General features: G+C 53.2%; 17 protein-coding genes and 1 riboswitch. Of the genes, 6 read left to right on the plus strand and 11 right to left on the minus strand.

Features of this window, described 5'->3' with window-relative positions:
- Nucleotides 1–77 precede the first annotated feature (77 nt).
- Nucleotides 78–1,130 (minus strand): class I fructose-bisphosphate aldolase, encoded by a 1,053-nt coding sequence (gene fbaB, locus HX884_RS20615; RefSeq protein WP_178328718.1) that lies wholly within the window; start codon nt 1,128–1,130, stop codon nt 78–80.
- 252 nt (nt 1,131–1,382) lie between these two features.
- On the opposite strand from fbaB, the gene HX884_RS20620 reads away from it, so the two are divergent.
- The 3 genes from HX884_RS20620 to HX884_RS20630 are packed head-to-tail and all read left to right on the plus strand — an operon-like array spanning nt 1,383 to nt 4,611.
- Nucleotides 1,383–2,660, plus strand: coding sequence for a nucleoside permease (locus HX884_RS20620; RefSeq protein WP_178328719.1), 1,278 nt, complete (start codon nt 1,383–1,385; stop codon nt 2,658–2,660).
- Nucleotides 2,657–3,661: an ADP-ribosylglycohydrolase family protein gene (locus tag HX884_RS20625; RefSeq protein WP_178328720.1), complete on the plus strand. Its 1,005-nt coding sequence runs from the start codon at nt 2,657–2,659 to the stop codon at nt 3,659–3,661. The genes HX884_RS20620 and HX884_RS20625 overlap by 4 nt, the downstream gene beginning before the upstream one ends.
- A complete protein-coding gene (locus HX884_RS20630; RefSeq protein ID WP_178328721.1) occupies nt 3,658–4,611 on the plus strand; it encodes a PfkB family carbohydrate kinase in 954 nt (317 codons plus the stop codon). The genes HX884_RS20625 and HX884_RS20630 overlap by 4 nt, the downstream gene beginning before the upstream one ends.
- Here the strand turns inward: HX884_RS20630 and HX884_RS20635 are convergent.
- Genes HX884_RS20635 through thiM form a run of 3 tightly spaced genes read right to left on the minus strand, consistent with a single transcriptional unit; the run spans nt 4,585 to nt 6,941 of the window.
- Nucleotides 4,585–5,331, minus strand: a complete 747-nt coding sequence (locus HX884_RS20635; protein ID WP_013097911.1) for a GntR family transcriptional regulator — start codon at nt 5,329–5,331, stop codon at nt 4,585–4,587. The two genes, HX884_RS20630 and HX884_RS20635, sit on opposite strands and share 27 nt — an antisense overlap.
- 42 nt (nt 5,332–5,373) lie before the next feature.
- On the minus strand, nt 5,374–6,174 hold the full coding sequence (gene thiD / locus HX884_RS20640; protein ID WP_038420163.1) for a bifunctional hydroxymethylpyrimidine kinase/phosphomethylpyrimidine kinase: 801 nt from the start codon (nt 6,172–6,174) through the stop codon (nt 5,374–5,376).
- Nucleotides 6,171–6,941 carry a hydroxyethylthiazole kinase gene (thiM, locus tag HX884_RS20645; protein WP_178328722.1) on the minus strand — a complete coding sequence of 257 codons (771 nt, stop codon included), beginning with the start codon at nt 6,939–6,941 and terminating at the stop codon, nt 6,171–6,173. The genes thiD and thiM overlap by 4 nt, the downstream gene beginning before the upstream one ends.
- 36 nt (nt 6,942–6,977) lie before the next feature.
- Nucleotides 6,978–7,074: riboswitch (TPP riboswitch) on the minus strand.
- A gap of 391 nt (nt 7,075–7,465) precedes the next feature.
- Between thiM and HX884_RS20650 the strand changes: the two genes are divergently transcribed.
- Nucleotides 7,466–8,137, plus strand: a complete 672-nt coding sequence (locus HX884_RS20650) for an EAL domain-containing protein (RefSeq protein ID WP_178328723.1) — start codon at nt 7,466–7,468, stop codon at nt 8,135–8,137.
- 1,070 nt (nt 8,138–9,207) lie between these two features.
- Here HX884_RS20650 and HX884_RS20660 read toward each other — a convergent pair.
- The 7 genes from HX884_RS20660 to HX884_RS20690 all read right to left on the minus strand — a co-directional run bounded on the left by HX884_RS20660 (nt 9,208) and on the right by HX884_RS20690 (nt 14,052).
- Entirely contained in the window at nt 9,208–11,343 is a 2,136-nt protein-coding gene (locus HX884_RS20660; protein WP_249166273.1) for a tape measure protein, read from the minus strand.
- A complete protein-coding gene (locus tag HX884_RS20665; RefSeq protein WP_178328724.1) occupies nt 11,343–11,717 on the minus strand; it encodes a hypothetical protein in 375 nt (124 codons plus the stop codon). The genes HX884_RS20660 and HX884_RS20665 overlap by 1 nt, the downstream gene beginning before the upstream one ends.
- A 142-nt stretch (nt 11,718–11,859) precedes the next feature.
- Nucleotides 11,860–12,432 carry a hypothetical protein gene (locus HX884_RS20670; protein WP_178328725.1) on the minus strand — a complete coding sequence of 191 codons (573 nt, stop codon included), beginning with the start codon at nt 12,430–12,432 and terminating at the stop codon, nt 11,860–11,862.
- Nucleotides 12,433–12,517: 85 nt separating this feature from the next.
- Nucleotides 12,518–13,174: a hypothetical protein gene (locus HX884_RS20675; RefSeq protein WP_178328726.1), complete on the minus strand. Its 657-nt coding sequence runs from the start codon at nt 13,172–13,174 to the stop codon at nt 12,518–12,520.
- Nucleotides 13,155–13,340: a hypothetical protein gene (locus HX884_RS20680; RefSeq protein ID WP_039274128.1), complete on the minus strand. Its 186-nt coding sequence runs from the start codon at nt 13,338–13,340 to the stop codon at nt 13,155–13,157. Before HX884_RS20680 ends, HX884_RS20675 begins: the two co-directional genes overlap by 20 nt.
- On the minus strand, nt 13,337–13,588 hold the full coding sequence (locus tag HX884_RS20685) for a hypothetical protein (RefSeq protein WP_178328727.1): 252 nt from the start codon (nt 13,586–13,588) through the stop codon (nt 13,337–13,339). Before HX884_RS20685 ends, HX884_RS20680 begins: the two co-directional genes overlap by 4 nt.
- 29 nt (nt 13,589–13,617) lie before the next feature.
- Nucleotides 13,618–14,052, minus strand: a complete 435-nt coding sequence (locus tag HX884_RS20690) for a hypothetical protein (protein ID WP_178328728.1) — start codon at nt 14,050–14,052, stop codon at nt 13,618–13,620.
- A gap of 2,068 nt (nt 14,053–16,120) precedes the next feature.
- Here HX884_RS20690 and HX884_RS20695 point away from each other — a divergent pair.
- Together HX884_RS20695 and HX884_RS20700 are read left to right on the plus strand one after the other, a co-directional pair.
- Nucleotides 16,121–16,492: a hypothetical protein gene (locus HX884_RS20695; RefSeq protein WP_178328729.1), complete on the plus strand. Its 372-nt coding sequence runs from the start codon at nt 16,121–16,123 to the stop codon at nt 16,490–16,492.
- 12 nt (nt 16,493–16,504) lie between these two features.
- The gene (locus tag HX884_RS20700) at nt 16,505–17,434 is read left to right on the plus strand and encodes a major capsid protein (RefSeq protein WP_178328730.1); all 930 of its coding nucleotides are present in this window, start codon (nt 16,505–16,507) and stop codon (nt 17,432–17,434) included.
- Nucleotides 17,435–17,477: the final 43 nt, after the last annotated feature.

Consider the following 17,477-nt stretch of genomic DNA (forward strand, 5'->3'; position numbering starts at 1 on the left):
ACCAGTAGATCACACTTCATCGTGCTTTTCATTTTTCTGGGGAACCCTCAGCCCAAAGGGAGAGGGAGAGTGAGGCGTCAGGCGATCGTCACTTTGCTGTCCAGATAAACATCCTGAACTGCATTGATCAGCTTCACGCCGTCAGCCATCGATTTCTTAAACGCTTTACGGCCAAGTATCAGCCCCATACCGCCTGCGCGTTTGTTGATAACCGCCGTGCGTACCGCGTCAGACAGGTCAGTATCTCCACCCGCCGCACCGCCGGAGTTAATCAGCCCGGCGCGTCCCATGTAGCAGTTCGCCAGCTGGTAGCGCACCAGGTCGATCGGGTTATCGCTGGTCAGCTTGCTGTAGACACGGTCATCGGTATAACCGAAGTTCACCGCCTTATAGCCGCCGTTATTCTCGGCCATTTTCTGCTTCACGATGTCAGCGCCAATGGTTGCGGCCAGGTGGTTCGCCTGACCGGTCAGGTCAGCTGAAACGTGGTAATCCACCCCATCTTTTTTAAACGCGGAGTTACGCAGATACGCCCACAGCACGGTCACCATCCCGAGCTCGTGTGCGAGTTCAAAGGCTGCGGAAATCTCTTCAATCTGACGACGTGACTGCTCAGAGCCGAAGTAGATCGTTGCCCCAACCGCTACTGCGCCCATATTGAACGCCTGCTCCACGCTGGCGTAGAGGGTCTGGTCATATTCGGTTGGGTAGCTGAGCGTCTCGTTGTGGTTCAGTTTGACGAGGAAAGGAATGCGGTGGGCATAACGCCGTGAAACAGACGCCAGCACGCCATAGGTAGAGGCCACACAGTTACAGCCCGCTTCAATCGCCAGCTCAACAATGTTCTTCGGATCAAAGTAGAGCGGATTGGCTGCAAAGGAGGCGCCTGCCGAGTGTTCAACGCCCTGGTCAACCGGCAGAATCGAGAGATACCCGGTACCGCCCAGCCGCCCGGTATTATAGAGCGTCTGCATATTTCGCAGCACGGCCGGTGGACGGTTGTTATCCACCATCACGCGGTCAACGTAGTCGTGGCCGGGCAGATAAAGCTGGTCGGCTGGAATGGTCATACAACGATGCTGTAAAAGGCTGTCGGCGTCTTTGCCAAGCAACTGCGCAATATCAGTCATAGCGATGCTCCCGTAATTCCGACGTCATGTCGGTGAGTGTTTATCCAGACCCACATTTTTATGGGCAGACTAAGCCTGGTACCGACTTAACAGATTTTCCAGCATTTGCATTTTTTTTCAGCACAATCTGCTGGCTCGATTCGTGTACAACAAAACTGTTACATTGATCAAACAATCACCACAAAGGTATTTTAAAGGTATTATTGAATGGTATGTTAAAGGCGTACTCTCACTGACATGCAGGATTAAACAATGAAAACGAAAGTCCAACTGTCATTCATGATGTTTGTTGAATGGTTTATCTGGGGAGCGTGGTTTGTGCCGCTGTGGCTGTGGCTGAGTAAAAGCGGCTTTACCGCCGGGGAGATTGGCTGGTCCTATGCCTGTACGGCCATTGCGGCGATCCTGTCGCCTATTCTCGTCGGCTCGCTGACCGACCGTTTCTTTGCCGCCCAGAAAGTGCTGGCGGTGCTGATGTTTGCCGGTGCCGTTCTGATGTACTTCGCCGCACAGCAAACCCAGTTCAGCACCTTCTTCCCGCTGCTGCTGGCCTACTCTCTCACCTATATGCCCACCATTGCGCTGACCAACAGTATTGCATTCGCCAACGTCGATGACGTGGAAGCCGATTTCCCGCGTATTCGCGTGATGGGCACTATCGGCTGGATCGCCTCCGGTCTGGCATGCGGATTCCTGCCGCAGATGCTGGGCTATAGCGATATCTCTGATACCAATATTCCGCTGCTGATGACCGCAGCCAGCTCTGCCCTGCTGGGCGTGTTTGCCCTGTTCCTGCCGAATACGCCGCCGAAAAGTACCGGCAAGCTGGATTTCAAAGTGATGCTCGGTCTGGACGCGCTGATCCTGCTGCGCGACAAAAACTTCCTGGTATTCTTCTTCAGCTCTTTCCTGTTCGCGATGCCGCTGGCCTTCTATTACATCTTCGCCAACGGCTATCTCACCGAAGTGGGGATGAAAAACGCCACCGGCTGGATGACGCTCGGCCAGTTCTCTGAAATCTTCTTTATGCTGGCACTGCCGTTCTTCACAAAACGCTTTGGTATTAAGAAGGTCTTACTGCTGGGCCTGCTCACGGCCGCCATCCGCTACGGTTTCTTTGTTTACGGTGGCGCGGAACAATACTTCACCTATGCGTTGCTGTTCCTCGGCATTCTGCTGCACGGGGTGAGCTACGACTTCTACTATGTAACCGCGTATATCTACGTGGATAAAAAAGCGCCGGCGCATATGCGTACGGCTGCGCAAGGCCTGATTACGCTGTGCTGTCAGGGCTTTGGTAGCCTGCTGGGTTACCGCCTGGGCGGCGTGATGATGGAAAAAATGTTCGCTTACAAAGAGCCGGTGAATGGGCTGACCTTCAACTGGGCCGGAATGTGGACATTCGGTGCGATCATGATTGCCGTGATCGCCGTGCTGTTTATGCTGTTTTTCCGCGAATCGGACAAAGAGATCACCGCAATTGAGGTGGTTGATGGCGATGCTGCGCTGACACAAGGGGAAGTTAAATGAAACAAGAACGTATTCTCGGTGCTCTTTACGGGCAGGCGTTAGGGGATGCGATGGGTATGCCCTCCGAGCTGTGGCCAAGAAAGCGCGTAAAAGCGCACTTCGGCTGGATCGACCGCTTCTTACCCGGCCCGGCAGAGAATAACGCGGCCTGCTATTTTAAGCGCGCGGAGTTTACCGATGATACTTCGATGGCGCTGTGCCTGGCCGATGCGATTATCGAATGCGACGGGGGGATTGACGCGGATGTCATCGGCAAACACATCCTGAACTGGGCGCTGGATTTCGATGCCTTTAATAAAAACGTGCTGGGTCCCACCTCAAAAATCGCGCTTAACGCCATCCGCGACGGCAAACCCGTCAGCGAACTGGACAACAACGGCGTGACCAACGGGGCGGCGATGCGGGCTTCCCCGCTGGGCTGCCTGCTACCGGCGACGCGGCTGGAACATTTTGTCGGGCAGGTCGCGCTGGCCTCCAGCCCGACGCATAAATCGGACCTCGCCATCGCCGGGGCCGTGGTGATTGCCTGGGCGGTTTCGCGCGCCATCGACGGTGAGCGCTGGCAGAACATCGTCGATGCCCTGCCCGGCATTGCCCGCTATGCACAGGAGGCGAAAACCACCACCTTCAGCGCCTCGCTGGCGGCCCGTATTGAACTAGCGCTTAAGACCGTGCGGGAAGCCCACGGTATCGACTCCGCCAGCGAGCAGGTTTACCAGCTTATTGGCGCGGGCACCAGCACCATTGAGTCCGTTCCGGCGGCGATTGCGATGGTGGAGCTGGCCGGTACGGACCCTAACCGCTGCGCGATTTTGTGCGCCAACCTCGGCGGAGATACAGACACCATCGGGGCGATGGCAACGGCCATCTGCGGGGCACTGCACGGCGTGCAGGCGATTGACCCGGCGCTGAAGGATGAGCTCGACACCGTAAACCGGCTCAATTTTGACCACTATTGCGAAAAACTGCTGCACTACCGGGAGCAAAGGGAGGGCGTATGAGTACGTTAGCCCAGCGTCTTGAAACATTACAGGCCACACGCCCGGTCACGGTGCTGGGCGCGGCGGTCATCGACGTGATCGCCGACGCGTACGCCCTGCCCTGGCGCGGATGCGATATCGAGCTGAAACAACAAGGGGTGAATATCGGCGGCTGTGCGCTGAATATTGCCATCGCCCTGAAGCGGCTCGGCATTGCGGCGCAAAACGCCCTGCCCGTCGGCCACGGCGTATGGGCGGAGATCATCCGTAACGCCATGGCCAGGCAGGATCTGCACAGCGCCGTGGAGGCCGAAGCGGGCGATAACGGCTGGTGTCTGGCGCTGGTAGAGCCTGACGGCGAACGCACCTTTATGTCGTTTAGCGGCGTGGAGAACCAGTGGCAGCCGCACTGGCTGGATGGGCTGAACGTCCCGCCGGGTAGCCTGGTGTATCTGTCCGGCTATCAGCTGGCATCGCCATCGGGCGAACTGCTCACACGCTGGCTGGAGTCGCTGGAAAACGTCACCGCGTTTATCGATTTTGGCCCCCGCATAGCCGATATTCCCGACGCGCTGATGGCGCGGATCATGGCCCTGAAACCTATCGTGTCGCTCAATCGTCAGGAGGCGCAGATTGCCGCGGAGCGCGCTGGCATGGACGTTGATACGTTAGGCGTGCAGTGGCAGCACCGTTATGGCGCCGCGCTGATTATTCGTCACGACAAAGATGGCGCAGCCTGGTATGAAGGCGACGCATCGGGTTATGTTCCTGCGTTTCCCGCCACCGTCGTCGATACCATTGGCGCAGGCGACAGCCATGCGGGCGGTACGCTTGCCGGTCTGGCGGCAGGATGGCGTCTGGCGGATGCCGTGACGCTGGGGAATTCCGTGGCGGCCTGGGTGGTCAGCCACCGCGGCGGGGATTGCGCGCCGACGCGCGAGGCCTTACTCCTCGCACACAAAGACGTATAGGTCGCTGCGACAGTAGCTGATGCTGTACTCAATCGGCCGGTGCTGCTGGTCAAGCGCAACCTGCTTGATCACCAGTACCGGTATTTTGTCATCCATACTGATATGCGCCTGAAACTCGCTGTCCGGCATCCGGGCGCTGACCCGGGAGCGGGTGCGTTGCGGAAAGATATTCTGGCTACGGAAGTAGTCGTACAGCGAGATGCCAATTGCGTCCGGGTCATGAATTAACTCAACCGGAACCCAGGACTCCTCAATCGACACCGCGTCATCGTCAACGTAACGAATGCGCTTAAGCAAGAATACCTCGCTGTCCGGGGGTACCGACAGCTGGCTGGCCACCTCTTCCGGACACTTCACCACCCGTTTATTCACCCATAGCGTGTTAGGTTTTTTACCACGCAGCACCACCTGCTGGGAAAACCCGCGCGCTTCCTTGAGCGAATATTCAAAGATGTTGTTGATCTGTGTCCCGTAACCCCGGGCGCGCGTTACCACGCCCTCTTCTTCCAGCGCCTGCATCGCTTTGCGCACGGTAATGCGCGACACCCCGGTTAACTGGCTCAGATCGCGCTCGCCGGGCAGAATATTCCCGTGCTCCAGCACTCCGCTGCGTACCGCGTTTTTTACCGTTTCGGCAAATTTCAGATACAGCGGCATGTTGTCGGGCGCGGCGATCCGTTCATTCAGTTGAGCGATTAACCGGGTATGCGCTTGTTCCATCTCTGTTTTCTCAGGCGTGGTGTTTCCTGCCAGTATACTGGCTTACCACCATGCATGAAAATGATGAACCGGCCCAATACCGTGACCCACTTCCAGAGTATCGGCTTTTGCCAGCGCGGCCGAGAGCCATGTTTTGGCCTCGCGTACCGTATCGTCCCAGCTGTTGTGCCGTGGACGCAGCGCCGCCAGAGCGGCAGAGAGCGTGCACCCCGTACCGTGGGTATTTTTGGTATGCACGCGCGGGGCCGTGAAACGCAGTTCACCGTCGCGGGTAAAGAGCCAGTCCGGGCTTTCATCGTCATCGAGATGGCCGCCTTTCATTAGCACCGCGCCGCACCCCATCGCCAGCAGGGCGTTCCCCTGCTCTTTCATCTCACGTTCGTTCTGCGCGTGTGGCGCGTCTAACAGTGCGGCCGCTTCCGGCAGATTTGGCGTAATCAGCGCCACCTGCGGCAGCAGTTTCTTGCGCAATGTCTCAACAGCAGAGGCAGAGAGCAGCGGGTCACCGCTTTTAGCCAGCATCACCGTATCCAGCACCACATTTTGCACCTGATAACGTTGCAGCCGCTCGGCCACCGCTTCGACGATATCCGTTTCTGCCAGCATCCCAATTTTGGTGGTGTCGATGCGCACATCGCTGAATACCGAGTCCAGCTGTGCACCGACAAAATCAGGTTCGATACGGTAGACCGACTGCACGCCACGGGTGTTTTGCGCCACCAGCGCGGTGATCACCGAGCAGCCGTAAGCGCCAAGAGCCGAGAACGTTTTCAGGTCGGCCTGGATACCGGCACCGCCGCTTGGATCGGTACCGGCAATCGTCAGAGCATTAATTCGTTTCATGCCTGTGCCTCCAGGTTGTGCAGCGCATCAAGGAACGCGCTGGCAAAGCTGCCCGGCCCGTGAGACTGCGCAACGGCGATCGTTCCGGCACGCTTCATCCATCCGCAGGCAGCGGCAACATTATCCAGCCGCTCCCCCGGCAGGGAACAACTCGCCGCCACCACCGCCGAGAGCGCACACCCGGTGCCCACCACGCGGGTCATTAACGGATCGCCGCCCACAACCGTTCGGGTGCGCAGGCCGTCGGTGACGTAATCCACCTCCCCCGTCACTGCCACAATGGCATTGGTCTGGCGAGCCAGCGCCTGTGCGGCGGGCAGCGCGGCAGCGGCGGTGTCGGTGGTATCGACACCGCGTCCCCCTGCGCTCATCCCCGCAAGGGCGAGAATTTCCGACGCATTGCCGCGAATGGCGGTTGGTTTCAGGGCAAGGATCTGATGACAAAAGCGGGTACGGAACGCCAGAGCGCCCACCGCAACCGGGTCAAGCGTCCAGGGCTTGCCTGCCGCCACCGCGCTCTCGATGGCCCGACGCATCGACTGGGCGCGGGGGGTGGTGAGGGTACCGACGTTAATCAGCAGCGCATCGGCCATCCCGGCAAACTGCTCGGCCTCTTCGGCTTCAATCACCATTGCCGGAGAAGCGCCAAGCGCCAGCAGAACGTTGGCCGTAAAGGTTTGCACGACATCATTGGTCATACAGTGCGTGAGCGGGGAACGGGTTCGGAAGTGATGTAAAACGTGTAAATCGAGCAGGTCAGGCTGCATAGGTTCGCTCCTGCCTTGCGTGAAGAAGCGATGACCAGAGGAGGCATCTGACTTCCCTACGCTGGCATTATCCAGATCAGGTAATACGGGTATTTCTCAGCCTTCACGTGGAAGGGCACCCCGAGTCAAATAAAACAAAATCAAAAGCTTGCGATTAACGTCCCGTTAATCCCTGTTCTGGATCATGCCAGCGGAAAGCCAAAGACTCAACCATAAAAAATGCTCTGTGTCCCAGTTTGTGTCCCACGTTGTGTCCCACATTCAAACGACAAAAAGGCCGGGTTTCCCCAGCCTCGTTTAGTTGTGATCTTTCGTCGTTTTCGAATCCGTAGATATGAATGTGATGAAAAAGACCTGCTCTTGTTTCTCAACACAAGATTAATCTTAAAAATAAATTATCATTACATTTCAAAAAGATACATCTATCGTTTTTATCGATCATTATTTGATTATTGATCGCTATTATTGATCAATAATTTTTAAAGGTGCATTATCAGGCAGTTATCACTCAACTGGAACGTAACATGCACTCTGAATTCATTGCTGAACCCATCATGAACCTTGAAGGTAAGCTGTTAGGAGTCGAACTTCTTACGCGGTTTGTCTCAGAATCCAAACGACCCCTTCACCCAGCGTTTGTCATTTCAGGATGGGATTTCGATCAGAAACGCCTTTTTCTCTACAAACAGTTTGGGGTCATAGCCAGTAAGCAGGACTGGTTCGAGCATCACGGGTTGTTCTGCTCGCTCAATGTTGACTACGATATGGCGACACTCTTAAGGCATGACGGTTTGTTACAGCTAACAGTCAGTTCCATGCCATTTATCAAACTTGAAGTTTCAGAAGAGTTTCCCGGTATTGAACAAGGGCATAAAAGTCCGATTCTGAAATCATTATGTCAGGGTGTTAACTCACTGTGGCTGGATGATCTGGGAGCCGGAAATGCAAATGTTGCCAGCCTGCTTGAGGGTTACTTCGAAGCGGTGAAGATTGACCGTCATTTCTTTAATGAACAAATTGATAAACCCACATTTCCTCTATTGATAAAAAATATAAAGCGGTACTGCGATAAGATAGTGGTGGAAGGCGTAGAAAGCAGACAGTATCTCGACCTTCTACAGGAGGTTGGTATTTGGGGAGTTCAAGGATACCTTTTCAAATCAGTCCCGTTTCACAAGGTTGAAAAATTGTTATAAAAAAGCCGGGATTAACCCGGTGGTTATGTTTGCTCTTGAGTCTCCTCCAACCGAGGCTATACATGGGCAGAAAATGAGGTGAATGCTGTCCTTTTTTGGGGAAAAATATCTTCCTTGTTTGGGCAGACCAGCCAGGCACCCAAACACCCCGCCCCCCGGGGCCTATCCGATGTTTTGAAAATATCAGAACACCCCGCCGGAATGGCTATCTGTAAGCGCCGCTATGGCGTTATCTCCCATTTCCCTATACACCCCTACATGTCAGCACTTACGACTCCTTAGAGGCCAGCATATGAGCTTACAAGAGATTTTTGAAAAAACGCCTTGCCCGGCTGTTCAATTTTCATACGTAATTTAGGACCTATTTAACATAATGACCGTTACACGCACCTTTTTAACATATACGCAACAGGTTAGACCTGTACCCTTTAAATGGGTCCGCCTCCCGGGCGCTGTGTACGCCCCATAACTATGGCTCTTCTGTACCCATCCGGGAGCCATTCCACAGAGTAAACTGTAAAACTGATCTGCCTGTGAGTAACGCCCTTTTCCTGTGGATAACTTCCACGCACTAACCCCATAAACTCCCCTTTTGAGGCGTCCGCCTCTTCAGGCCCTTTCTTGTGGCAAAAACACAAAAAGGGTTTAGGGCGGTGGCTACCGCCCCTGTAGGTGGGAATGAGTCGCACTCGAAAGAGGTATTGAGAATCAATTCTCAAGTGATAATCGATCTCATTTGGGTTAGAGGTTTTCCCCAGAAAAATAATTTTGGGGTTAAGCATGTAAAATGCTACACACTTGCACTTTGTAATGATAATTAATTGACCACAAAAACAAGTATTTAGATGCGCTGGGGGAGTCCCACCAGTTACACAATTGATTACTTTTTGAGCTAAAACGGATTCTTTTACCGGGTATACAATCCATTTGATCGCCCTTTACCACATATTTAAACGGACTTAAAGCCATTTATTTAGGGGGTTAGCAAAGTGTTGATTTCATGGTTACAGATAACAAAAAGGCCCGCCGGGGGTTAGCCGGGGGCCTGTGGTTGGGGGTGTCAAACGTGGTTAGTTCGGCCCGCCCTGCATCAGCATGTTGAAAGCCTGCTGATTGTTGGTCTCAACTTCAGAGCGGACCAAATCCCTAACCTGACCATCCTGCACTTTCACATTCACGTTCACGTTAAGCGGCTGGTTTAGCCACGCTGGCGGCGTCATCAGTGGATTACCTGCCATATCAACTTTAAGCTGTGGCGCTGTAATCGTCGGCGCAGGAGGTACATAACCCGGATTGGAGTAAGAGCTAACCCACCCTGTTTTATCCGCTGGTTTGGCAAAGTCTGGATTAGTCGGGAGGTCTGGGCTGTGGATGAAATCCCACAGTTTACCCAGCGGGCTATCTTTCTTCAGATTGCCCCCGGCGGTGGTGTCCTGTCCATACATGGCGTCGTTAGCGTCCATGATCTTATCCCAGGCATAATCCCCACCTACCGAACCGACCGCAATGCTCCAGCCGACAGGGCCACCAGAGAGACCCGCAAGGCCCCCGAGCTTACCAGCTTTTGGCCCCCGGCCTTTTTTGGTTGGCTTCTCTTTGCCTTCTCCGCCAGATCCGCCAGTTGTAGCGGCTTCAATGCCACCAATAGCGGCGATCCCTTTCATGACCCCCAGCAATTTGGTTAGCGGGTTGAGCATGGTCAACAACCATTTAAAGGCCCCGCCCAACTTCCAGATAGAGCCAGCGAACAGAGCCACCCCGGCGGCGTATGCTGCCATTTCTCCCCAGGATTTAAGCTGCTCACCAGTGATCCCCATCTTAGCGGCGTAATACTCGATAATGCGGAAGGTTAGGATCACAGTGTCGTGCAACTCTGTAAACGCATCTGTGGCACCCTCAACGATTTTCCCCGCGATATGCCCGAACATCTCAAAGGCCCCACCAGAGCCGTTAACAGCGGCGCTGATAGCGTCGAAAGCGTTGGTTAGTGAGTTACCGAAACCAGAAGTAAAAAACACATTCATAGCGTTCTGCATACTGGTTTGTAGGCGCTGCCAGCTTGCCCGGTTGGACTTCATAGCCTTATCCAGAGCGCCGCCGTTACGAGCTGCGGCTTTCATCTGTTTAGCCACTTCCGGGAGGATGTCCTTAGAGAACAGCTTCCCTTGTTGCATCAGGTCAAACAGATCCTTTTCTGTAAGGTTGGTTGTCCCTTTCATCTGGTTGAGAGCCTTAACGAACAGACCCACAGCACCCGGGAGAGCTTCGGAAAGCTGGCCTTTGAGTTCTTCACTCATCACCGTTCCCTTACTCATCATTTGGTTAAGTGCTTTCAAAGCGCGGCTTTGTGCGTCGGCGTCTGCACCAGTAACAAGGCCCCATTCACTGGCACCCTCAAAGATGGATCGCATCTGGTCACGTGGCAACTTGTCACCAACGGCGGCGGCAAACTGGGTATAGTCCTTTGAAGTCTTCAGGAGGTCCAGGCCCAAACGGTTGGACTGATCACGCAGATAATCAAACTCTTTAGCGGCTGCATCTGTGGAACCGGTGATCGCTGTGAGACCAGAAATCGCGGATTCGAAATCCTGTCCGGTGGTCATGATCTTGCCACTCAAAGCCACAGTTGCGGCAATGGTGATCGCCCCGCCTGCACCCTCGATCATGCTGGTATCAAGTTTATTAACTTTGGCGGTTACCGGGATTGTTGCTCCCCTCATGCCTACCCGGCCTTGTTGGCGCATGGTTTGCTGAAGGCGTGACACACGGGCGTTATATTCCTGCAATGCCATAGACCCGGCGTGATACTGGCGCGTTAGCTGTCCAAACTCCTGGAGGTGTCCAGCACGTTGGGCCGGGGTCACGTTGGCGTTAGCCGCTGAAGTGCTGAAGCGAATAGCTTTAGCGCGGATTGTCTGGATCTTACGCTCCGCTGCGATCTGTGCTTTGGCTGCTTTGACCTCTGCTGTCGCTTTAGCTTTGGCTTCTGCCAGTGCTGCTTTTGCGGCGGCGTCCTGCTGTTTCCGGCGGATCTTGGTGTAGGCGTTTTCCTCAAATTTCATCCGTAGAGGCTTCATCTTGGACGCTACTTTTTCCCACTCTTTCCCCACCTGTTTGATACGGTCAACTGTCTTTTTATAGCTGGCCCCGTCCGTGGTGAACGTGGTCCGGTTAATCGTTTTGGTAATGATCACGTTACCGCTCATTATTCATCCCCTTCCAGTTTGGTAGCCTTCAGGGTGCGCCCTGCTGCCTTGTTAATGATTACCCGGCGGTGACCTGCTGGCAGGTCTGCGGATTTGGTCAGGAGAGAGACCGGGCGACCGTTGGCGCTGAATCCCTGATCCTTGTGACACAGAGCAATTCCCCGGCTCTTAATGGCGCGGCCCTTCTGGGCGCTGTCTGCGGCATTGTTGGAGGCTTCCAACTGGGTGGCGTACAGAGCGATAGCCTCATCCTGTGAGAGATCGGCCTGTGCCTTGCGGAGTTCGTTCTGTTTGGTTGCCTCCTGGGCTTCCCGCTGGCGCTGTTCTGCCTTCTGAATTTCCAACTGATTGAGGAGCTTCTTAAATGCTTCCATGTGAGAGGGTCCTTATCTAGCGAGGTGACAAAAGAGAAAATAGAGATTTACAAGGGCTTAGATAATCCACAGGGACCAACGCCCAAAAGGAAGGAGTAAATATTGCAATGGCGTTAGCAGGTCCGACGGCGGGCCGGGGTGGTTATGCGGCTCGTTTGGAGGAGATGATCACGGGGCGGAGTTCCTTCCGTCCTGCGCTGATAATCTTGCGTACTCTGGTCATGCTGGTCCCCAACTTGTAAACCGGGTTAGCCACATATCGAGGGGCGCGTAAGTTAGCGAGTACAACATCGTAAGGTAACATCTGGTCAGCCAGATATTTAGCCGGGTTGACTCGTGAAAGCGTCTCCACCGTCTTGATATTGATCCCCAACATCTCGCCAATCATCGAATCCGGGAGATTGTCCGCTTTCATCTGCTGAATCATCACGGCTTTCTCGGGAAGGGTCAGCACGGCCTTTTGATATTTCACAGGGTTGTATTCCCGTTTCATCTTCAGGGCATACGCCAGGGACACCTTGAAAGCTGCACAGATCGCCTTAGCACTATGACCCATCACACAGGCCCGCTTGATTTGGACAATCTGATCCGTTGTAAGCTTCTTTTCATCCATTGGGGGGCGTGGCTTACTGGTAGCCAGCTTGTCAGAGAGAGCGGCGATCATCGCTTCCTCTTCAGGGGTTAGGGCTTTTACTTCAGTTGTGATAATGCTCAAAAGGAATCTCCAGAAAATTATTGACTTCACACGGGGAATTTGACATCATGCGGATGATGAGGATTTACATCTAAATTTCACCAAATCAAAAGGCTGGGTCTAAATCCCACTCTCTCGACGGCTCCTTGACTTCCCCTCTTGGGTATGGCGTCACCGCTGGCACCCCCACAGGAACCACTTCCCCCGGTTTGGGATCAGCTTGCTCCACCGTTTCCACCCTCCCGCTGTAAACATCCAGCAATGTGATCGGCGCTGCTGGCTCTGGCGTTGCTGGCACAATCTCAGGCGCTTCTACAGGCTCCGCTGTGTGGTTGGACTCCTGCACCTCTTCCCGCTCCGCTGTGTCCCGCTGTGGACGTGTGGCGGACGGCTTAGGCGTAGGCGCTGCTTCTTCCGTGTTAGCTTCGACAATAGGCAGGCATACCAACAGATCCACATCATGCGGGCCACGTCCGACACACTCGATCAGACCTGCATTTTTCAAAGCGCCGATCACGTTGCGGGCCGTTCTCAGTGAGCACATGAGAAAATCAGCTAATTCCGCCTGACCAAAAGCGGACGGCATCCCCTGCTTAACGTGACCGTTAGCCATACGCTGATCACGGTTGAATGAAGCGATAAAGTCGTATGTCAGAACCATCTCTAAAGAGACTTTTACGCCGTTGTACGTTTTCAAGCGGCGCAAGGTTCGGGACGTTTTCACAAAGTCTTTGGAGTAGAGCTTATTTAGAAATTCGGTCATTGTGGGAATCCTTAACAGAATCGGAATTAACGGTTTTCAAAAACTGGCTGACTGCTTTCTTAACGATGGTGTGAACGCTGCCATGTTCACGGGTGGAGGCCAACGCGAAAAGCTGCTCCATCACATAGGGATCGAAGCTGATCCCCAACTCTTTATTTTTACTCACAGGCAAATCTCCTTTAATTCTGCGATGTCTTCAGCGGTGAGGTTGAGGCCGAACCAATCACCCCACCATGACGCCGGGGCGGTGATCGCCGGGTTGCCAATCGTCACCATTCTGGACGGCGGTAGCTGTGTCAACATTTCGTAAATGTCGCTATATAGGGTCGGGTCCAACTGGTTGATCGTCTGCTGTGCATACGCTGACAACACAGGGGAATCACTCAAATCAACATAAGGCTGATATTTGCTCATTGTTTCCTCTCCAAAAAGTAAGTTAAAAATTAGTGAACGATTACGGGAAGTTCTCCGGTGATACGCTCAAACTGATCCGCCGCTTGCAGCATGATAAAGGCCATCACTTCGTCGTATTCCATCGGGACGCCTTTAGCCTCAAAGAGGGATTGGAACGCCAGCACAATGGAGGCTTGCAGATCCGTAGACTTGGAAGCGAACAGCGCAACGGTTGCTTTCATTTCAAGCGCTTTCTCTGCGTCCATCTCTGTAATTTTCCCGGCGAGACGCTGAGACTGACGTAATACGGCAGAGGCGCGGTTACTGGTCATCTCCAGGGCTTGGGTAATCGCTTCAACTTCTTTCATCCGGCCTTGTGCTTTAAAGCGGCTCCGGTACTGCTCCAGAGTCCGGCGTGTAATGTCACGCTGATCAATGCGGTTCACCATGTCATTAACATCGGTGTAAGAATTTTGTGTACTCATGCTTGCAACACTCCTTTGAATGTGTAATACTAAGATGGGATATTATGCTCATTATGATGACTAGTCATCATGTATCATATTTTATACCATAAATCAAGAAATAGCAATAAATTTGTTGATTTTTGTATATTCCGTCACAGAAGGCTCTGTAAAGCTCTCAGAGAGCCGGAGGGCGTTGGTAGGGTGTTTCCTTGTCTACGTAGGAAAGAGCGCCACAGCGGCGTGTTTAGGTGGGTTCCTGTGGGTTGTGGTTTTGTACGCTGTGCGGCACTGTGTACCGGGCCGGGCGCCCCCGCCCCGCCGCCCAGATGTCACGGTTTCCCAAAGGCAGAAAAGAAACTCGCTGGAGCGAGTTCTGTTTCTGCTATTCCCAAAGAGTCGAACCTGTGGAAGGTTCTCTCCCAAGATACGGGAACAGGGTTCCCTGTCTAAAGAGTCTGATCTCTTGATTGTTCAATCAATAATTAATACTCACACTCTCTTAAAGGTCTTGACCTAGCCTTTAAGGGCGCAAGCCCTCTTATCAGAAGGTGTGTTAATAAGGGTTCATCTTATTAATCTTATAGTAGGCAGATTTTGCCTGACTTCGGCTATTAGCTTAGGCAGATTTTGCCTGACTTTAGAAGTTGGGCAGGAATTGCCGGATCAGAAAGTTAGGCAGATTTTGCCTAAGCTGCCCGACCGGGTCCATATTAACCCCGGTTCAATCTCCTGATCGGTACGTCAATCTGACATACCCCGGAAGATTCTTCCGTCCTCCCCGGAGTGAGCCACACAGGCGAGACTCCACATTGTGGGAAAACAGGCCAACGGCCTAAAACCTGGTAAGCCCGGAGGGGCGAGAAGGTTTTAAGATCATATAACAACTTCATTCAATAATTAATTGTATAAACAATTAATTATTGAATGAAGTTGTTATATTAGATCAATAAGACCGTAGCCCGGAGGGCGAGCGTAGCGAGGTCTTATATCTAGTCAAGTATTGTGTGCCTTCTGAGGCGCACAGGGGGTAAAGATCTATTATTACTTCGTGTGTCTTTCAGGGCTACATGGTTTGTTGTCAAAAGTGCCAACACGTAAGCCCACAACCTACCCACACCAATTAATAAAATTGATTCGCCTCACTTCCCAATATGTGGGGAAGCCAAGCCATACCACAAACCAAGTAAGAATGCAATTAATATTTATTGATAATCATTCTCATTCATGATAACATAGTATTCATGGTGTGGGATGTGGTGAGTATGTCTAATCGAGATCTGGAAATCGCCGTTTTGCAGCTTACCGCCTCACAACATTACAGAACGTAGGTTTTAGCCAACCTGTTGGGGTCTGTAGAGAGCCGGGCGGACTTCTCCCCCGCCCCGGCCCTCACCCAAAGCATTCTTTCACCTCCACTTGCCAGAATGCTTTGGGTGCGGTCCTCTCCTCAAGTTCCGCCAGTTGATGACACTCCTATGATTCAAAACGCCTATGATCATAGGGCCTGCTCCACAGGCCCTATTCTAAAGCGTCGCTAACTGCGGCCCTTCAGAATACAAGCGAATCTCCGTCGACTATAAGCGACCCTCCACGGGGTCCACAGTTGGGCCGGGGGTGGTTCCCCAGTTGCAACGATAAGCTATTGATTTTCTTCGATGGTTTCCGGGCGTATTGCAGGCGTCCGTTTTCCTCTGTGGCTTCTTTGCTGAACCATGAAAGCAAATCATGTAAAGCATTGCGGCTACACAGGAAAACAAGTGATCAGACAGTAAGTTACATTGCCTTCATCCCGGTTTCTCCTTCCGGGTTCTTTTTTGTGGTTATTTGTCTAACGGCTGGCGGTTGCCCCCGTGACGCTGGCGGATGAGTGACTACAAAAAAGAGGTTACACCTCCCCCCACCCTGAGAGGGTGAGAGAGATCCAGATTAGAAAGGGCGGCATGATGCCGCCCTCTTCTTTTCACCCCACGGCCTCCCATCTTCCAACCCATTCCGGCCCGCCGTTCTGGCTGTCCTGATATCCGGTGCAACGCCGGATCACCTGTGGTCTCTCCCACGTCTAAAACCCTCCATAAGGAAAACCTTTATGAAAACTTCCGAGCGCTACCCGGTAACGCAAGGCGACGTAATCGTAAATTACGCCTCCAGCCTGTTTGACCGTACCGAAGTCACCGCCCCGTCACTGCCTGCTGACGTTTTTTGCGGTGACATTCTGGACAGCAAAACTTTTGCCCTATTCGACTCCTCAGCCGCTGACGCTGGCAAGCCGATCATCAACCTTTCTAATATGTCCGCCGATGGCAAGCCTAAAACGCTGGTTATCGTGGATCGCCATGTTGTGATTACCGATTTTGCCCTACGTGCTAAAGACGCCGCGAGCAAAAAAGCCGCACTGGAAGCGCTGACAGCCTCCGGTGATATTCGCCTGGCTATCAACGCCGATTACTTCAAAGCATAAGGAAATCACACAGTGGCTATTGATTTTAAACAGTTTGAAAAGCTGGACACCGTAGCGGCGATCAAAGATGTGCCAGCTGGCAATTATCTGATCTCTGATCTGGGTATCTTCTCCGAGGTTAACTCAACCACTCCACGCGCCCAGATTGTGGATATTGTGGAAACTCAGGTTAGTGAACTGGAACAGGTTGCCCGCTATGGCACCGAAGTAAACGCGATCAAGATGGATAAAACCATTCTGCGTGACCAAGAGATCCCACACTATGCCACCGAAGCGGACGTAAAAACCGCTGACTGGCAGGGCCTGGTAAGCCCGGCTAACCCGGATCAGGTTGAGGCTGTTGCCTCTGTGATTGCTGCTAAATCTATCCGTATGCGTAACCATCACCTGGAAACGGTTGAAAGTACACTTGCCCGCGCCCTGTTCAAACAGTCCGCTAAAGCGGCTAAAACCGACGACGGGGACGTAGATTTTAACGCTGTGTTTGGTACTGCTCCGCTGAACTTTGAGCTGGACGGATCAGCAGGCGCTAACGTCTATGCACAGCTTGCATCGATCCGCCGTATGTTGGTTAAAGAGTATGGCGGAAGCCGCTCCTATCTGGATCGCTTCTATTGCTTCTGCTCCCCGGATCTGTATGACGTTCTGGCGAGCCACCCGGAAGTAACCAGCCTGATCACCAATAAGGTGGCTGAAGCTGCAAAAGGCGCTCTAATCCCTGTTAACACTGCGGGTTATGACTCCTTCAGCATTGGCAACATTACTTTCATTCTGGCGGACGATGACCGCTACGAAATCGAAGAAGGTTCCGGCCTGTTCGTTCCTAAGTTCAATACAGCAGAACGTAACCCGTTCAAACTGGTACACGGCCCGGCTTCCCGTAATCAGGATATTGCCGCTAAAGGCGTGATCAGCCCTTACTACCAGAAAGGGCTTTGTTGAATAAATCAGATTTCGGGTAAGTCTCCCCCGTAGCGGGTTGTGT

Source organism: Enterobacter sp. SECR19-1250 (assembly GCF_013391025.1).
Lineage (GTDB): Bacteria > Pseudomonadota > Gammaproteobacteria > Enterobacterales > Enterobacteriaceae > Enterobacter > Enterobacter cloacae.